The sequence below is a fragment of the Desulforamulus aquiferis genome, from assembly GCF_030577015.1.
Lineage (GTDB): Bacteria > Bacillota > Desulfotomaculia > Desulfotomaculales > Desulfotomaculaceae > Desulfotomaculum > Desulfotomaculum aquiferis.
Genome location: NZ_JARPTC010000018.1, coordinates 21609 through 35594, shown reverse-complemented (window position 1 = coordinate 35594; position 13986 = coordinate 21609). Strand labels below are relative to the sequence as shown.

The following is a 13986-nucleotide window of genomic DNA, read 5'->3' as shown; positions in this document are numbered from 1 at the left end:
AAGCCTTTAGGTCAGCCCGGCCGGGAGGGATATATTGATGAAAATACGTCTGGGAGGTATAACCTCCAACAGTGTGGTTGACGGACCGGGACTCAGGACAGTGGTTTTTTTTCAGGGTTGTCCAAGGCATTGTCCGGGCTGCCACAATGAAGAATTATTAACCCTGGAGGGTGGTAGGGAAATCTCTTTGGAGGAAGCCCAGCAAGAGATTGCTGCTACCATTTCACCCATTACCAAGGGAATCACTTTTAGTGGAGGGGACCCTCTGCTGCAAAAAGAAGGGCTTTATGAACTACTAAAAAGCTTAAGACAGGCTTATCCCGGCCTTGATTTTTGGGTATTTACAGGTTATCAGTTCGAGGAGCTTCAAGATTTACCTTTACTGGAATTGGTGGATGTGTTGGTTGACGGACCCTTCAGGCAAGAATTAAGGGATTGGGATTTGGCCTTTCGTGGTTCCTCCAACCAAAGAATAATAGATTTATCCAAAACGCGCCACCAGGGCAGGCTAGTCGAGTGGCAGTCACCCTTCCTTTAAGACATGCGAATAGCGTGTGTTAGCCTGTTGAAAAAGATACACATGGGTTTTAATAATCCCGAACAGCGACATTCGGAGCAGTGGAAACAGCGCTTCACGAAGCTGAGGATGCGAAAATGGGTGCCCGGACATGGACGTCCGGGCAAGCCTGAGGTAAACACGATGTTTACTCGAAGGCGCCCATTTTCGCCCGAAGCAAGGGATTAGCGCTGTCCACTGCCGAGAGAGGAGTCGTGAGGGATTATTAAAACCCGAATATAGGTAGCTTCTCGACAATTTTAGACACGCGAATAGCGTGTCTTTTCATTTGGTCGGAGATAAATATAATATTAAATTCAAAAATGCACAGACTAATATTATTAAACTCCAAGGAGGATTATGTCATGGCAAGTACAACAAAGGAAGTTACAAAGGATATGACCATGGGCTATATAGTGAAGGAGTTTCCAGAAACAGTAGAGGTGTTTCAAAGGTATGGCATGGGCTGCTTGAGCTGTCCCACTGCCCAGCTAGAGTCATTAGAAAAGGGTGCCATGCTGCACGGCCTGGATGTAAACTCATTATTGGAGGAGCTAAACAAAGCCATTAAATAAAGGGGTATCTAAGATGCTAACCCTGACCCATATTGCAAGGTTTTTACATGACCTGGCCTTTACAACCTGGATTGGTAGTATGATATTTATGATGCTGGTTCTGACCCCTGCAGTGGGGGGGAAGGGCATTCCCCCCCAGTTTCTGCGCTTGATGGGTATAGAGAGATTTAAGAGCTGGGCCTGGGCCAGCATAATAATCCTAACGGTGACAGGTATCTATAGACTTTATGGTCGTTTCTATCAGTTTGACTTATTTCTCATGAGCAGATATGGCCAATTAATGACATTAAAACTGGTATTATTTATTATAATGGTACTTTTAACGGCCATTGTAAGTCTTATGTACGCAAAAAGGATCCCTATGGAAGCACCTCAAAAGCCTGGGGAGCAGCCTACTGCAAGATTTTCCCAGATGCAAAAAAGGTTTATTTCTTTTTCAGCTATAAATCTGGCCCTGGGAGTGGCTATTTTATTTATTATGTCCATCCTTCGCTAAGGGGGTGTTTGCTACGGGTGGTGAAAAGCTCTACAAAATTACCAGGTGCCGGGACTGCCCCAATGCAGTCATTAAAATAGATCGGGTAGAAGATGTTTTGTATAAACTTTTTCAAGACAAGGATTTTAATGAAAGGCACCTTAAGTATTTAAAGTGTTTGAGGCCAAAACATCATGATATATTTCAGGTAGCCATTGCTGGCTGTCCAAATTCCTGCAGCCAACCACAGATAAAAGACTTTGGAATTCAAGGTCAGCTTGTTCCCATTATCGGGGCAGGCTGCACCGGGTGTGGACTGTGTGTTGCAGCCTGTCCCGATAATTGTCTAGAGCTAGCTACTTCAGGGCCTGCAATAAATAGAGAGCTATGTATTAATTGTGGTAAATGCGCCAGCACCTGTCCCACTGGAACTATCGGTGCCGGTGAGATTGGCTTCCGTGTAATTAGGGGAGGTAAATTAGGTCGACGACCAGTCCTTGCTCAAGAGGTTTGCAGCCTAACTGATGAGAAGGGGATGGTTGGTTTATTAACCGAAACCATTGACCTTTTACATCAAGAGGGCCAGGCCGGGGAGAGATTAGGAAGCCTTTTGGAAAGAATTAATTGCAAAGACAAAAAAAATTAATCTCGACATTTGTCGTTTATTAGCATATAATTGCAATGTGTAAAAAATGCACACCCGCCTTTTTTTGTGTAACCCGGATTATCCGGGCTTTTTTTCTTTTTATGAGTTAATAAAAATGTAAGCATTAATATAAAGGGATTTACTTAAGGGTGACTAATTACTATAAAAAATATTCAGGGGGTGTAAGGATGGAAAATAGTGTTGGCGGTGTAGTAATAGTTGTAGAGGATCGGGAGAGACTAGCACCAAAGGTTAATGCTATTTTAACTAGTTATGGAGATTTGATCGTTGGACGAGTGGGGTTGCCCTACAGGGAAAAGAACAAGTATGTAATAACCATTGTTGTTGATGGAGATGTAACAGAAGTTAACAGCATGGTAGCAAAGCTGGAAGAATTGGGAGATATTCAGGTCAAAGTGGCCCTAAGTGGGGTATGCAATACATAATGTAACAAAAAGTAATGGGTGCCCCGGCACCCATTACTTTTTAGCATAAAAATTGATTTGGTAATTAGGACAAAGGTCTTATTTATTATCTAAAGGATATTTGACATAAAGTTAGAATAGTCTCTTTAAAATGAACTTTTGGGAGAAAATCATATGTCTAAAGAAATGCAGGAAAAAATTGATGCCTTGGAAAAGGAGGTTAATCAGCTTAGGTCCAGGGTTTCGGAATTAGAAGTGCGAATAAAGGGCGCCCCTTTGAGTCAAGAAGTCATTAAAAGTCAAGGACCTAAAAGTTCCTGGGTTGAGGATACAAAGGAAAAGTTGACCAAGGAGGGTTTGGAGAGTGTCATTGGGGGAAAATTATTAAACCGTCTTGGGATAATCATTCTCCTCTTTGGTGTGGCCTACTTTCTGAAATACTCCTTTGACAACCAATGGATTGGTGAAGTTGGACGGGTAGTGACTGGTCTGGCAGCGGGAGTCTTGCTGCTTGTTGCCGGTGACTTAATTATGAGGCGTAACTACCGCTACTTTTCCCAGGGTCTCACTGGAGGAGGCATAGGGGTTATATATCTCAGCACCTTTGCCGCAGCTAATTTTTACTCATTGATTAGTGCCGGTACTGCCTTTATTCTTCTTGTCATGGCAGCAGTGGCCGGAGGGTTACTGGCTGTTCGTCAAAATGCCTTCGGAGTAGCTGTGCTTTCAACCCTGGGCGGCTTTCTTTCGCCTTTCCTTATTGGAAGCACTGAGTCTAATATATTATTCCTTCTTTGCTATATCTCAGTTTTAAATTTGGCAGTTCTTGGTCTGGCCTATTATCGAAACTGGCCCAGTCTTAATTTGCTGGCTTTTTTTGGCACTGCCCTGGCATATATGGGTGGCCAGCAGTCCATATGGCAACCTTCCATTGGCGCTGTGTGGCTAAACCAGGCCTTTCTAACCCTGTATTTCTTAATATTTGCCAACCTGACATTCCTTTATAATATCAAGCATGGAAAGCCCACTAAGACACCGGATATTGTTCTCCTGGTTTTAAATGCTGCCTTTTTCTTTACGGCAAGTGCAAATAACCTCGACTCATACTATAATGAATGGCTAGGTTTCTTTGCCATACTGCTGGCAGTGGCCTATCTTGGCTTTGGCATAGTATTAAATAAAAGGAAAATAACCGACAAGCTTTTATATCTTGCCCTATTGGGAACCGGCCTAGCCTTTGTCACCATTGCCATCCCGCTTCAACTGGAGGATGAGCGAATAGTGACCACGGCTTGGCTAGTGGAGGCTATAGTTTTAGTATATGCCGGTCTAAAGGGTCAAAATCCTTGGATTCGTAAAGGAGGCCTGGCATTACTTTCTCTGGTTTCTTTTAGCCTACACATGGATCAGCCCTATTTCCTTGAACAGCAGCTGCCGTTATTAAACCATTATTCTCTGGCCTCATGTGTCTCAATAATTGGTTTTTTCTTTGTTGCCCATATGTTTTATCATCACCGGCAAACAACTAGCAGGGAACGAATACTGGTTTGGCCTTCAGCCGTCATTGGTACATTCCTGGCCATGAAGCAAATAAGCTGGGAAGTGACTACCGCCATTAGTTACTTTAAACTGGATTATTCTGAGGCCTTTGCAATTTCTTTGTTCTGGGCAGTGCTTGCACTCTTTTTAATGGTACTGGGGATGACAAGGGATATTAAGGGTATTCGCTTTATTGCCCTGGCACTGTTTTGCATTACCACCGTTAAGGTTATGATTCTAGACCTAAGCGGCTTATCCATGGCCTTCCGGGTGCTGCTTCTAATCATCATAGGGGTCATTCTGGTTGGTGTTTCATTTGTGTACCAGCGAAAGGAAAGTAAGGGGGGCGGGGTATGAACAGGGCCATTTTGATACTGTTAATATTAACACTGTCACTGCCAAAGCTAGCTTCGGCAGCTTTTCAGCCGGAACACTTTCAGTTTTTTAAGCAGGTAACTACCTCCCAGGGTGGATTTGTTATAGTTGAGTTTGACCCGGAAGTTATGGAAAGGACCCAGGGAAATTTTGCTGATATTAGGGTTAGCGGGCCTGACGGTAAGGAACTGCCCTATCAATTATTGCTGCCTGGACGCGAGCGGGAAGAAGGCCACGTTTTTGCAACCCCGATGGATAATGTAATATTAGAAGGGGAGTACTCCAGGGTTACCCTGGACTTGCAAAGGAATGGGGCCTTATCCAACAAACTAAACCTGGATATAGGTTATGACCGGGACTTTTTAAGAGAGGTTACTTTGGAAGGCAGTGACGATAATTTCACCTGGCACCTGATCCAAAGGGACCGGATATTCTCTATTAAGTCGGGAATAACAGATACGGAGCTCCTTTATCCTAATACATCCTTCCGCTACCTTCGAGTGACCATCGACAGCAAGGGGGAAAAGCCTCTGGGTATAAGTGGCGCCAGGGTAGGTTTTACTCCCGTGGAGACGGAGAATCTTGAAGCTGTACCGGGCAAAATGACCTCCCTGGAGCAGATTAAGGGAAATACAGAGATCGTTTTAGATTTAGGGGTTAAGGGTTATAGGATTGAAAATATAGTGCTAAATGCTGCCGGGCAAAATTATAACCGGAAAGTCGAAGTGTTTATAAGTAACGACAGCAGTGAATGGCATGTATTTGGCGGGGGAACTGTTTATCATTATAAATGGCCTGGTTATGAGGCTGCGGAAAATAAGCTCAACTTAGGTATTCTTGGGGAGAGGTATCTTAAAATGGTGATTTATAACCAGGATAGCCCCGCCCTGGATATTGGTGGAGTGGAAATATGGGGTGGTTATCCCGGGATGATGCTTGATCTTCCGGCCGGTACAAGCAAACTCTATTATAGCAACCCTGCTGCCAAGGCACCGGAATATGATTTGGCGGGGTTTTCTCATCTTGTTAATAGGGGAGATTTGAAGGTTGTTAAGCTGGAAAGTGAGCAGGTTAATCAGTCCTACTCACCTGCTGCTAAGCCTTGGACCGAGAGGAACCGCTGGCTGTTAAACGGGGTAATTATTGCTGCCGCATTGGTGTTGGGGGCAATTATATTGAGGAGCATGAAAGGTAAGGGTAGCTAAGCGATAACCCTGTCCCTGCGGATAGATGAGTGGTGTTCGGGATTATTAAAACCAAGTTGTAGCTTTTTCAACAGTCTGAGGGAGGCACTTTTGTGCCTCCCCTTTTGCTTCTCTATTGCTTGGGCAGATTGGCTGAAAGACCAAGTCCGGCCCGCTTTTTCTCGATATGCTCGACGTAGATGTCCGCGGCTTTTTCGGCGTCCAGCTCAACCATTACTTTACCTAAGCCCAGGGTTTCGGTGGTTTCGGTAAGGGTTTTTACAACCACCTCGCTGCCGGTTACCGAGGGTACCGGGGCTACGTGAACCAGCCAGCCCATGGCTACTGCGGTGCAGGCGTCTGCCACAGCTTTTTGTTCCAGGTATTCGGGTGCTCCGATGACCAGGGGCAGGGCGTTGGTGTCTACATCCAGGGCATCGGCCAGTTCCATGGCGGTATGGGTCATTTTGCCGATATCGACACAGGCGCCATAGGATAGTACAGGAGGAATGCCCAGGGACTTGCAGACCTGCTTCAGACCGTTGCCCGCTTCCTCCGCGGCTTCTGGCCGGCAAAGGCCGGTGTACTCGAAGACCGAGGATACGCAGCCTCCTGATAAGACCAGAACGTCACGCTCAATGAGAGCCTTAGCCATCTTGAAGGCATTGCTGCCGCCCTGACCGTACCTGGCGGTAGTGCAGCCCACTAGGGTGGCCACCCCGCGAATATTTCCATTTGCTATTTGCTCTATTAGGGGAGCCCAGCTTCCTCCCAGGGCTTGTTTAACTGATTCAGTGGAGAAGCCCACCATGCAATCGCTTACATGGGGAGGTACATATACATTGCGATTTTCGGCTTTACGCTTTTTATAGGCTTCAATGGCCCGCTCCAGGCATTGGACGGCCTGTTCCTTCATTTGCTCCGGCTTGAATTCTAAAGCCTCGGTATCAGGGAAGCGGATAACTGGGTCCACACTCATCAGCTTGGTACCAAAACGATGGGCAAATAGGGGGAGTGTGGGTACCGTGCAGTTATAATCGAACATGAATAAATCTACACAACCTGTGGCCAGCAGGTATTCCTCCGAGAGCCACTCACCCTCTTGACCCCCCAGGGCACTCATGTTGTGGGAGCCGGAATAATTGATTAATTGCTGTCCCTCGCAAACATGACCCAGGATTTGCAGGCCTGAGGCTCCGGCCTCCCTGGCCCTTTGCTGCCACTCGTCGGTGGAAGCCAGATCAATGACCACATGGGCCAGCAGGGGCATGTGACCATTGGTAATAATGTTGACTTTTTCAGGATTCAGCAGGCCCATATTTTGTTTTCTGTGGCTAATTTCCTGGGTGCCAATAAGTATTTCCTGAAGGATATCTAAGGCCCAAAGACCCTGGAATTCATTGGCGACCCCCAGGCGCACACAGGTGAGCAGAAAATCCACAGGGTCAGCACCAAGGTTAGTCATACATTTGGTTTGAGCAAAGCTAACTTCAGAAAAGGCTCCTCCGGGGAAGAGTCCCAATTTTCTCCATAACTCCTTACGGCGGGGTGGAGCAAAGGCTTCAACCAGCTTCGATTCTTCATAATGGGGACGGTGAATATCGTCAATAAACAAATTGGCGAAATCCACTGCAAGCTCTTCCAAGGATCGATTTACATTAAGGCCTAGGAATTCAGCATACTTCTTTAGCTTTTCCGGCTCCCTAATTTTCAGTCCGCTTTCTGGATTAGTTCCCGCAGCCCTTAGGGTTCTGGCAGCCTGCAGGGCATGGTAGCAGTTGGCCGCTGTACCGATGGTGGTATGACGGTAGGTAAAGTTGCGGGCCACCATTACATGGGCGTCCACGCCGCAGACACCCCGCTGGGCCTTTTTGCTAATGCGGCAGGGTCCATTGGCACAAAGCTGGCAGGAGAGGCCAGGGGCACAGAAGTTACATTGGGGCTGCTGTTCAGCATAGCGATCAAAGACGTTGGTTAATCCCTGGTTATGGACTATTTGGTACATTTCCCGCATGGCAGGATCAACGATAACATTCAGAGGATAGCCTTCTTTGCTTTGATCGTCCTTTTTAATATGTTCCCTCTGCCAGCGGTAAAGCTCTTCTCCCTTTGGAGAAGGTTCGAATTTTCTGTAATCATAGGGAACATCGGTCTTGTTATGATCCCTATGGGCACTGGGATCATTTGTGTCAGGGCTGTGTGTGGGATCACTGTTGTGGATCAAGGTATCATAGTTTTCATTGTTCTTGTCGGACATGGTAACCCCCCTAAAGTTTTCTCGTCTGAATTATTCCCATAGCAGGAACAATTATGCAGGGGGATTTCAAAGCAAAAGAAAATCCCGTAAATTATACGGGATCCGAGAAACTACCTATATTCGGGTTTTAATAATCCCTCACGACTCCTCTCTCCGCAGTGGACAGCGCTAATCCCTTGCTTCGGGCGAAAATGGGCCGCCTTCGAGTAAACATCGTGTTTACCTCAGGCTTTAGCGGACGTCCGTGTCCGCTAACCCATTTTCGCATCCTCAGCTTCGCGAAGCGCTGTTTCCACTGCTCCGAATGTCGCTGTTCGGGATTATTAAAACCAAGTTATATCTTTTGTCTACACTCTGAAATCCCGTAAATTATACGGGATTCAGCTAAGCAATTCTTCCAGCTTATTTCTATTTAGGACAATTATCTGCTGTCGATCAATATCTATGGCACCGGCCCTCTTAAAGCTATTTAACATTCTGTTGATGGTTTCCCGGGAACTGCCTGTTAGGCTGGCAAATTCCTGGTTGGTAAGATTTAGATTGATTAGTACCCCTGTTCCCTGCTTTACCCCGTGTTCCTCAGCCATTTTTAACAGGGTGAAGGCAAGGCGGCGGGCGGTGTCGTGCAGGGCCAGGTTCATGACCTTTTCCTGGGCGGTGCGCAATCTCCTGGACATAATCCTTAGCATACCCAGGGCCATCTCGGGGTTGGTGGAAATTAACCTTTCTACATCCCTATTGCGTAGTACCCCCACAATAGAATCCTCCTGGACCTCTGCCGTAGCCGGATAGTCTCCCCCATCAAAAAGTACCACCTCAGCAAAAACTTCTCCCCCATTAACGAAGTGCAGGATATGTTCCCGTCCATCCTCCAGCCGCTTGGTTAGCTTGATAAGTCCGGTCTTTAAGATAAATAGGGCCTCTCCCGGCTCGCCTTCCATAAAGATAATGCGTCCCTTATGATAGCTTCTCTCAAGGATCAGCTGTGAGAGTTCCTTTAGCTGATCCTCTGACAGGCTAAAAAAAAGCGGGATTTTCTTTAAGAAAACTAAGTTATTGTCCATGTTATACCCCCTAGCGGCTTAAAGTGCAGGTGCTCCTACGAAAGGCCTGAATTACTGTGGACTGACTGTCCCAACCATGGGGTTTCCGGCTAAAATCTCCGTAGACCTGAATGTCCACAAACCCCACTTCCCTAAGCATAGCTTCTAGCTCCTTTTTAACCAGAGGTCTTAGGGGGACTTGACCTATATCAAGGTTCTCCTGGCTTCCATTGCTGCCATTCTTAATCAAGGCCGTTTTAAAGTCAATTAGTCCGTCTGGGCGAAACTCATACTGCCGGGTAAAGATAATGCCGGCCTTTTTATTCACTATATCGGGAAGCTGGGTAATGTTTGCCTTTAAGATCCGGTCATAGTTCACAGTTTGAATAATCAGTGTTCCACCAGGATAAAGGCGTTCTTTCATTTGGCTTAGGGCTTTGAGCAAATCCTTATCATTTAACAAATGAACCAGGGAGTTGCCAATACAGACCACCGCATCAAATTTTCCTTCCAAATCTTCAAGCCTTCTCATGTCGCCGGTAATGAAATCCACATGCAAACCTTCCTTGCGGGACTTTTCCCGGGCCAGTCTAATCATATCAGGCTCATAGTCTAGACCCACAACATTTAATCCCCAGCGGGCAAATTCCAGTGCATAGGCTCCCGTTCCGCAGGCTAAATCCAAAACCCTGCTTACGCCAAGATCTTCGAAAGCAAGTTTAAAGAAATTTAATTGTCCTTGCCCCGCAGGGAATATATGGTCGTAGTATTGGGTTAAGTCTTTGTACATAGTGCACCTCTAGTTTTTTTAGTAGTTTATCCCATGGTGGCCTTGATACCTTTGGAAAATTTTAGTCTTCTTTAGGGCTGTCCTTTTTGTAATTGTAATAGAAGCAGAAAAATATGGCAATGATGGTTAACAGATGTATAAATAATAGTTTTTTGCCACAATCTATAGCTGCAAAATAACTACGTGTATAAAGGGGGTCAATATGAAGAAAACCCTCCTAATTGTAATTGGAGTAGTGCTCCTGCTAAGTCCCCTTGCTGCAAAACTGCCACCCCTTGGCCCTCTGTTGGACGGACCCAGGTTTTGTGGATCCTGCCACATTATGAATCCCTGGGTAGATACCTGGTCCAATAGCGCACACCGAGAGGTAGCCACCTGTGGTGATTGCCACCTACCCCATGACTTAATTAGGGGTGCCTATTATAAGGCCTATGTAGGGGTTAGGGATGGGATAGAAACCACTCTAGGAATTTGGCCCGAGCCTATCAGGATTAGTTCCCACGGAGGGGTAGTAACCCAGGAAAACTGCTATCGATGTCATGGGCAGATAATGGGGGCAACCAACGAGGGGCCCCGGGGAACAACCCGTAAATGTTGGGACTGCCATCGCAACACACCACATTCATTATAAACAGTTAACAGAAAGGGGCGATTATTATGAAGTCCAAGGGATTAATTTTGGCCCTGGCTGCCCTGGCAGCGGTAGTGGTACTGGGTGCCATGTTTATGTCTTTTCAAAGGAATAATCAGGTTAGGGAAGAAAGGGCTAACCTGGCACCCCTAACAGACAATGATACTAATCCGGCGGTCTGGGCCAATCATTACCCCCGAACCTATGATAGTTTCCTCCGGGGTAAGGAATGGGGGATCTCCACCAAGTACGGGGGGAATGACCCCCTTGATAAAGCCAAGCAGCAGCCGGAAATAAAAACTCTCTTTGCGGGCTACGGCTTTGGTGAAGAATACTTTGAGGAGAGAGGTCACTTTTATGCCCTGGAGGATAATGAGAAAATCGCACCGGCAAGAAGAAAGGCCGGGGCAGTATGCCTTTATTGTAAATCTTCGGAAGTGCCTGGGCTGCTGGCAAAGTACGGGGACCAATTTGGTGACCTTACCTATGACGAGGGCCGCAGTCAGGTTACCCATTCCATCGGCTGTACAGACTGCCACAACCCAGAGACCATGGCCTTGCGTATAACTAGGCCGGCATTGGAGGATGCCCTGACCCGTCGGGGGCAGGATTGGAAGCTTGCTTCCAGACAAGAAATGAGGTCCCTGGTATGTGCCCAGTGCCACGTAGAATACTACTTTACCTCTGATCCAAGGAAGGTAACCTTCCCCTGGGATAAAGGGTTCACTGCTGAACAAATGGAGGAATATTACGGTTCCTATGAACAGCCGGTTCACGTGGACTGGGAGCACCCCCAATCTGGAACCAAGCTTTTAAAGGCTCAGCACCCAGAGTATGAATTTTCCCAAGGGGGTACCCATAATGCTGCAGGAGTGTCCTGTGCCGACTGCCACATGCCCTATATGCGGGAAGGAAACACCAAGGTAACCTCCCACTGGTGGGTAAGTCCAACCAGAACCATACAGCAAAGCTGCACCCAATGTCATCGTGAAAGTGAGCAGTGGCTCCTGGACCGGGTGCACTACATCCAGGATCGCCAGTTTGAGGCCTTAAGAAGGGCAGGAAATCTTAATGTCCAGGTGATACAGGAGATAGAGAAATCCTCCCAGGAGTCGACGGTGGACGCAGCACTGCTGGAAGAGGCCAGGGCCTTGCACAGGTCTTCCCAGTGGAGATGGGATTATATGTCTGCCGAGAACAGTATGGGTTTCCATAATTCACAGGAGGGACTAAGAACCCTCAATCAGGCTATAGATTTAGCCCACAGGGCCATCGATACCGCCCGCAGGGCACGGGGGCTTCAATAATGCTAAGAATAAAACAAAGAGCTTCGGGACTATGGAGGTTGCTAACCTCCATGTCCCTGGGTATTACACTGCTGCTGCTGGCCATTGTTTTTGCCATTGCAGGCACCTACAACCCACAGGTATTTGCTTCACCCTGGTTTTTGTTATTAAGCGGGTTGCTAACCCTAAATATTGTTTGCACTACTGGTGTGAGAATCCGTCGATTAATAGGTAGAGATACCACTGTTCCCAGGGTTTTTAATAGTCAAAAGGATCATAGATTAATAAGCCTTGGACAGTGCTCTCCTGAAAGGGTAACCAGTGAGGCTGTGGGAGAGCTCAAAAGGCTGGGCTTTGCAGTAAACCTGAAGGAATTTGAACAGGGAAGGTTAATAACCGGGAAAAAAAGGGCCTGGGTAAAATTTGCTTCACCCCTGCTTCACCTGGCCGTGGTCTTACTGGTTATCGGCAGTGTGATTGGAAGTATGTGGGGCTTAAAGGGCCATTACCAGATTGAGGTACCGGGTCAAGCTGACTTAACTAAAGATGGGTTTCCCTTTGATCTTAGGGTAAATGAATTTAATATTGAGTATTATGAGGACGGAACCCCAAGGCAATATACTTCCTCCTTGGCTATTATAAAGGGTGAAGAGGTTGAGGATACCAGGAATATAGCTGTCAATAGGCCCCTCAAGCAGCAGGGGGTTAAGGTATATCAATCCACCTATGGGTATAATTTAGAGGGTTCTATTAAAAGGGGCGATGAGACAGCTACCTTTAAGGTTGAAGAGGGAGACTTGATTTTCCTGGGCGGTCCGGCTCACCTGGCCATGGAGGTGCAATGGCCAAGATACCTGGTTTATAGTCAGGGGATTCCCTTTTCTATGGGTATAGCTGAATTAAATGAGCCCCTTAATATACTTAACATGGAAGTGACCTTTAATGAGAGAATCCCTTTTACAGGACTTGAAGTTAAGTCTGATCCTGGACTGCCTTTGATTTGGCTAAGCTTTATTATAGGGCTGCTAGGGCTAACTCTGAGGCTCTACGTGAAGCCTCAAACCATTTGGCTGCTGCAAGGTCAAAGGGAGGGCAATATTGAGCTAAGACTGGCTTCAGGTCAAAGGGTCAAGGAGCAGCAGCACGCTGAGTATATCGCCCAAAGGCTTGGCGGTATTTTCCGAGAGGAGTGTTCATTTAAAGTATGATGCCGGTGATTGAGAGATATTTGTTTGAAGCAACCTTTTGGATTTACGCCCTGGGGGCGATGCTATTTTTGCTTTATACCGTAACAGAGAAGAAAAGATTGGTTTCTGTGGCCATTTTCTTAGCTGGTGCAGGACTAGTTATTCATACATCGGGATTAGTCCTGAGGGCCGTTAATATAGGGCGAATGCCCTTTGCCAATATGTATGAGTTTACTATTTTCTTTACCTGGGGATTGGTGCTGCTATATTTATTCTCCCATAGGAAGCAGCCTATTCCTTTGCTGGGAACAGTGGTAATGCCGGTGGCTGTTGCCTTGATGGCCGGTGCAGGGATGATGAATGGAGCAGCCAGGCCCCTTATGCCCGCCCTGCAGAGTCACTGGATGCAAGCCCATGTGGCCACTGCAGTACTGGCCTATGGAGCCTTTGGGGTGTCCTTCGGGGTAGGGGTTTTGTATCTGATTAGGGAAAGTCAGTCTGTGCCGGTTGCCACCAGTGCATCTGCCACTGGTCAAGGACAGCCGGTGTTACCCGCACTGGAAACCCTTGATACCATGCTTTATCGCACCATAGCCTTCGGATTTTTATTTTTGACCCTAGTGCTGATAACTGGTGCAGTCTGGGCTGAGCAGGTTTGGGGTGCCTGGTGGAGTTGGGACCCCAAAGAAACCTGGGCCTTAATTACCTGGATGGTTTATGCGGTATTTTTACACGGCAGATTTACCAGGGGCTGGCAGGGAAGAAGGACGGCCTGGCTAGCTGTAGTAGGATTTGCGGCAGTTATGTTCACTCTTTTTGGCGTGACCTGGTTGATGCCCGGACTGCATAGCTACAATTAGATTAATATGTAATTCTTAGGGGTCCTGTAGAAAACAGGGCCTTTAAAGTTTTGGTCCATAAGTCTAACAACAGAACCGGATAACATTATCCCTAAGTCCATTGCACCTTTGTCTTCCTTCTTTCATAAAATGTTTTATAAATCTTTGTCTGAAAGGA

At 46.8% G+C, this 13986-nt stretch carries 14 protein-coding genes; 11 read left to right on the top strand and 3 right to left on the bottom strand.

What is annotated here, in order from left to right; translation table 11 throughout:
- Nucleotides 1-37 precede the first annotated feature (37 nt).
- The 7 genes from nrdG to P6N53_RS12105 all read left to right on the top strand — a co-directional run bounded on the left by nrdG (nucleotide 38) and on the right by P6N53_RS12105 (nucleotide 5796).
- On the top strand, nucleotides 38-538 hold the full coding sequence (gene nrdG, locus P6N53_RS12135) for an anaerobic ribonucleoside-triphosphate reductase activating protein (protein ID WP_304543506.1): 501 nt from the start codon (nucleotides 38-40) through the stop codon (nucleotides 536-538).
- Nucleotides 539-921: 383 nt separating this feature from the next.
- The gene (locus tag P6N53_RS12130) at nucleotides 922-1131 is read left to right on the top strand and encodes a DUF1858 domain-containing protein (protein WP_304543504.1); all 210 of its coding nucleotides are present in this window, start codon (nucleotides 922-924) and stop codon (nucleotides 1129-1131) included.
- Nucleotides 1132-1144: 13 nt separating this feature from the next.
- On the top strand, nucleotides 1145-1627 hold the full coding sequence (locus P6N53_RS12125; protein WP_304543502.1) for a CopD family protein: 483 nt from the start codon (nucleotides 1145-1147) through the stop codon (nucleotides 1625-1627).
- A gap of 4 nt (nucleotides 1628-1631) precedes the next feature.
- The gene (locus P6N53_RS12120) at nucleotides 1632-2252 is read left to right on the top strand and encodes a 4Fe-4S binding protein (RefSeq protein WP_304543501.1); all 621 of its coding nucleotides are present in this window, start codon (nucleotides 1632-1634) and stop codon (nucleotides 2250-2252) included.
- A gap of 188 nt (nucleotides 2253-2440) precedes the next feature.
- Nucleotides 2441-2698: a TM1266 family iron-only hydrogenase system putative regulator gene (locus P6N53_RS12115; protein ID WP_304543499.1), complete on the top strand. Its 258-nt coding sequence runs from the start codon at nucleotides 2441-2443 to the stop codon at nucleotides 2696-2698.
- A 153-nt stretch (nucleotides 2699-2851) separates the two neighbouring features.
- A complete protein-coding gene (locus P6N53_RS12110) occupies nucleotides 2852-4573 on the top strand; it encodes a DUF2339 domain-containing protein (RefSeq protein ID WP_304543497.1) in 1722 nt (573 codons plus the stop codon).
- Nucleotides 4570-5796, top strand: coding sequence for a DUF3999 family protein (locus P6N53_RS12105; RefSeq protein ID WP_304543495.1), 1227 nt, complete (start codon nucleotides 4570-4572; stop codon nucleotides 5794-5796). The genes P6N53_RS12110 and P6N53_RS12105 overlap by 4 nt, the downstream gene beginning before the upstream one ends.
- Before the next feature lie 112 nt (nucleotides 5797-5908).
- Here P6N53_RS12105 and cooS read toward each other — a convergent pair whose 3' ends face one another.
- The 3 genes from cooS to P6N53_RS12090 all read right to left on the bottom strand — a co-directional run bounded on the left by cooS (nucleotide 5909) and on the right by P6N53_RS12090 (nucleotide 9865).
- The gene (gene cooS, locus P6N53_RS12100; RefSeq protein ID WP_304543493.1) at nucleotides 5909-8032 is read right to left on the bottom strand and encodes an anaerobic carbon-monoxide dehydrogenase catalytic subunit; all 2124 of its coding nucleotides are present in this window, start codon (nucleotides 8030-8032) and stop codon (nucleotides 5909-5911) included.
- A 380-nt stretch (nucleotides 8033-8412) separates the two neighbouring features.
- Entirely contained in the window at nucleotides 8413-9096 is a 684-nt protein-coding gene (locus P6N53_RS12095) for a Crp/Fnr family transcriptional regulator (protein ID WP_304543491.1), read from the bottom strand.
- A gap of 10 nt (nucleotides 9097-9106) precedes the next feature.
- Nucleotides 9107-9865: a class I SAM-dependent methyltransferase gene (locus P6N53_RS12090; RefSeq protein ID WP_304543490.1), complete on the bottom strand. Its 759-nt coding sequence runs from the start codon at nucleotides 9863-9865 to the stop codon at nucleotides 9107-9109.
- Nucleotides 9866-10067: 202 nt separating this feature from the next.
- On the opposite strand from P6N53_RS12090, the gene P6N53_RS12085 reads away from it, so the two are divergent.
- From P6N53_RS12085 to ccsB, 4 genes are read left to right on the top strand one after another with little or no spacing between them, the layout of a single operon-like run.
- Nucleotides 10068-10496 carry a NapC/NirT family cytochrome c gene (locus tag P6N53_RS12085; RefSeq protein ID WP_304543488.1) on the top strand — a complete coding sequence of 143 codons (429 nt, stop codon included), beginning with the start codon at nucleotides 10068-10070 and terminating at the stop codon, nucleotides 10494-10496.
- A 26-nt stretch (nucleotides 10497-10522) separates the two neighbouring features.
- A complete protein-coding gene (locus P6N53_RS12080) occupies nucleotides 10523-11803 on the top strand; it encodes an ammonia-forming cytochrome c nitrite reductase subunit c552 (RefSeq protein ID WP_304543486.1) in 1281 nt (426 codons plus the stop codon).
- Entirely contained in the window at nucleotides 11803-12990 is a 1188-nt protein-coding gene (locus tag P6N53_RS12075) for a cytochrome c biogenesis ResB family protein (RefSeq protein ID WP_304543484.1), read from the top strand. The genes P6N53_RS12080 and P6N53_RS12075 overlap by 1 nt, the downstream gene beginning before the upstream one ends.
- Nucleotides 12987-13829 (top strand): c-type cytochrome biogenesis protein CcsB, encoded by an 843-nt coding sequence (gene ccsB, locus P6N53_RS12070; protein ID WP_304543482.1) that lies wholly within the window; start codon nucleotides 12987-12989, stop codon nucleotides 13827-13829. The genes P6N53_RS12075 and ccsB overlap by 4 nt, the downstream gene beginning before the upstream one ends.
- Nucleotides 13830-13986 lie beyond the last annotated feature (157 nt).

Coding starts and splice junctions, on each gene's coding strand:
- nrdG (WP_304543506.1), top strand. CDS start 38: ATGAAAATACGTCTGGGAGGTATAACCTCCAACAGTGTGGTTGACGGA.
- P6N53_RS12130 (WP_304543504.1), top strand. CDS start 922: ATGGCAAGTACAACAAAGGAAGTTACAAAGGATATGACCATGGGCTAT.
- P6N53_RS12125 (WP_304543502.1), top strand. CDS start 1,145: ATGCTAACCCTGACCCATATTGCAAGGTTTTTACATGACCTGGCCTTT.
- P6N53_RS12115 (WP_304543499.1), top strand. CDS start 2,441: ATGGAAAATAGTGTTGGCGGTGTAGTAATAGTTGTAGAGGATCGGGAG.
- P6N53_RS12110 (WP_304543497.1), top strand. CDS start 2,852: ATGTCTAAAGAAATGCAGGAAAAAATTGATGCCTTGGAAAAGGAGGTT.
- P6N53_RS12105 (WP_304543495.1), top strand. CDS start 4,570: ATGAACAGGGCCATTTTGATACTGTTAATATTAACACTGTCACTGCCA.
- cooS (WP_304543493.1), bottom strand. CDS start 8,032: ATGTCCGACAAGAACAATGAAAACTATGATACCTTGATCCACAACAGT.
- P6N53_RS12095 (WP_304543491.1), bottom strand. CDS start 9,096: ATGGACAATAACTTAGTTTTCTTAAAGAAAATCCCGCTTTTTTTTAGC.
- P6N53_RS12090 (WP_304543490.1), bottom strand. CDS start 9,865: ATGTACAAAGACTTAACCCAATACTACGACCATATATTCCCTGCGGGG.
- P6N53_RS12085 (WP_304543488.1), top strand. CDS start 10,068: ATGAAGAAAACCCTCCTAATTGTAATTGGAGTAGTGCTCCTGCTAAGT.
- P6N53_RS12080 (WP_304543486.1), top strand. CDS start 10,523: ATGAAGTCCAAGGGATTAATTTTGGCCCTGGCTGCCCTGGCAGCGGTA.
- P6N53_RS12075 (WP_304543484.1), top strand. CDS start 11,803: ATGCTAAGAATAAAACAAAGAGCTTCGGGACTATGGAGGTTGCTAACC.
- ccsB (WP_304543482.1), top strand. CDS start 12,987: ATGATGCCGGTGATTGAGAGATATTTGTTTGAAGCAACCTTTTGGATT.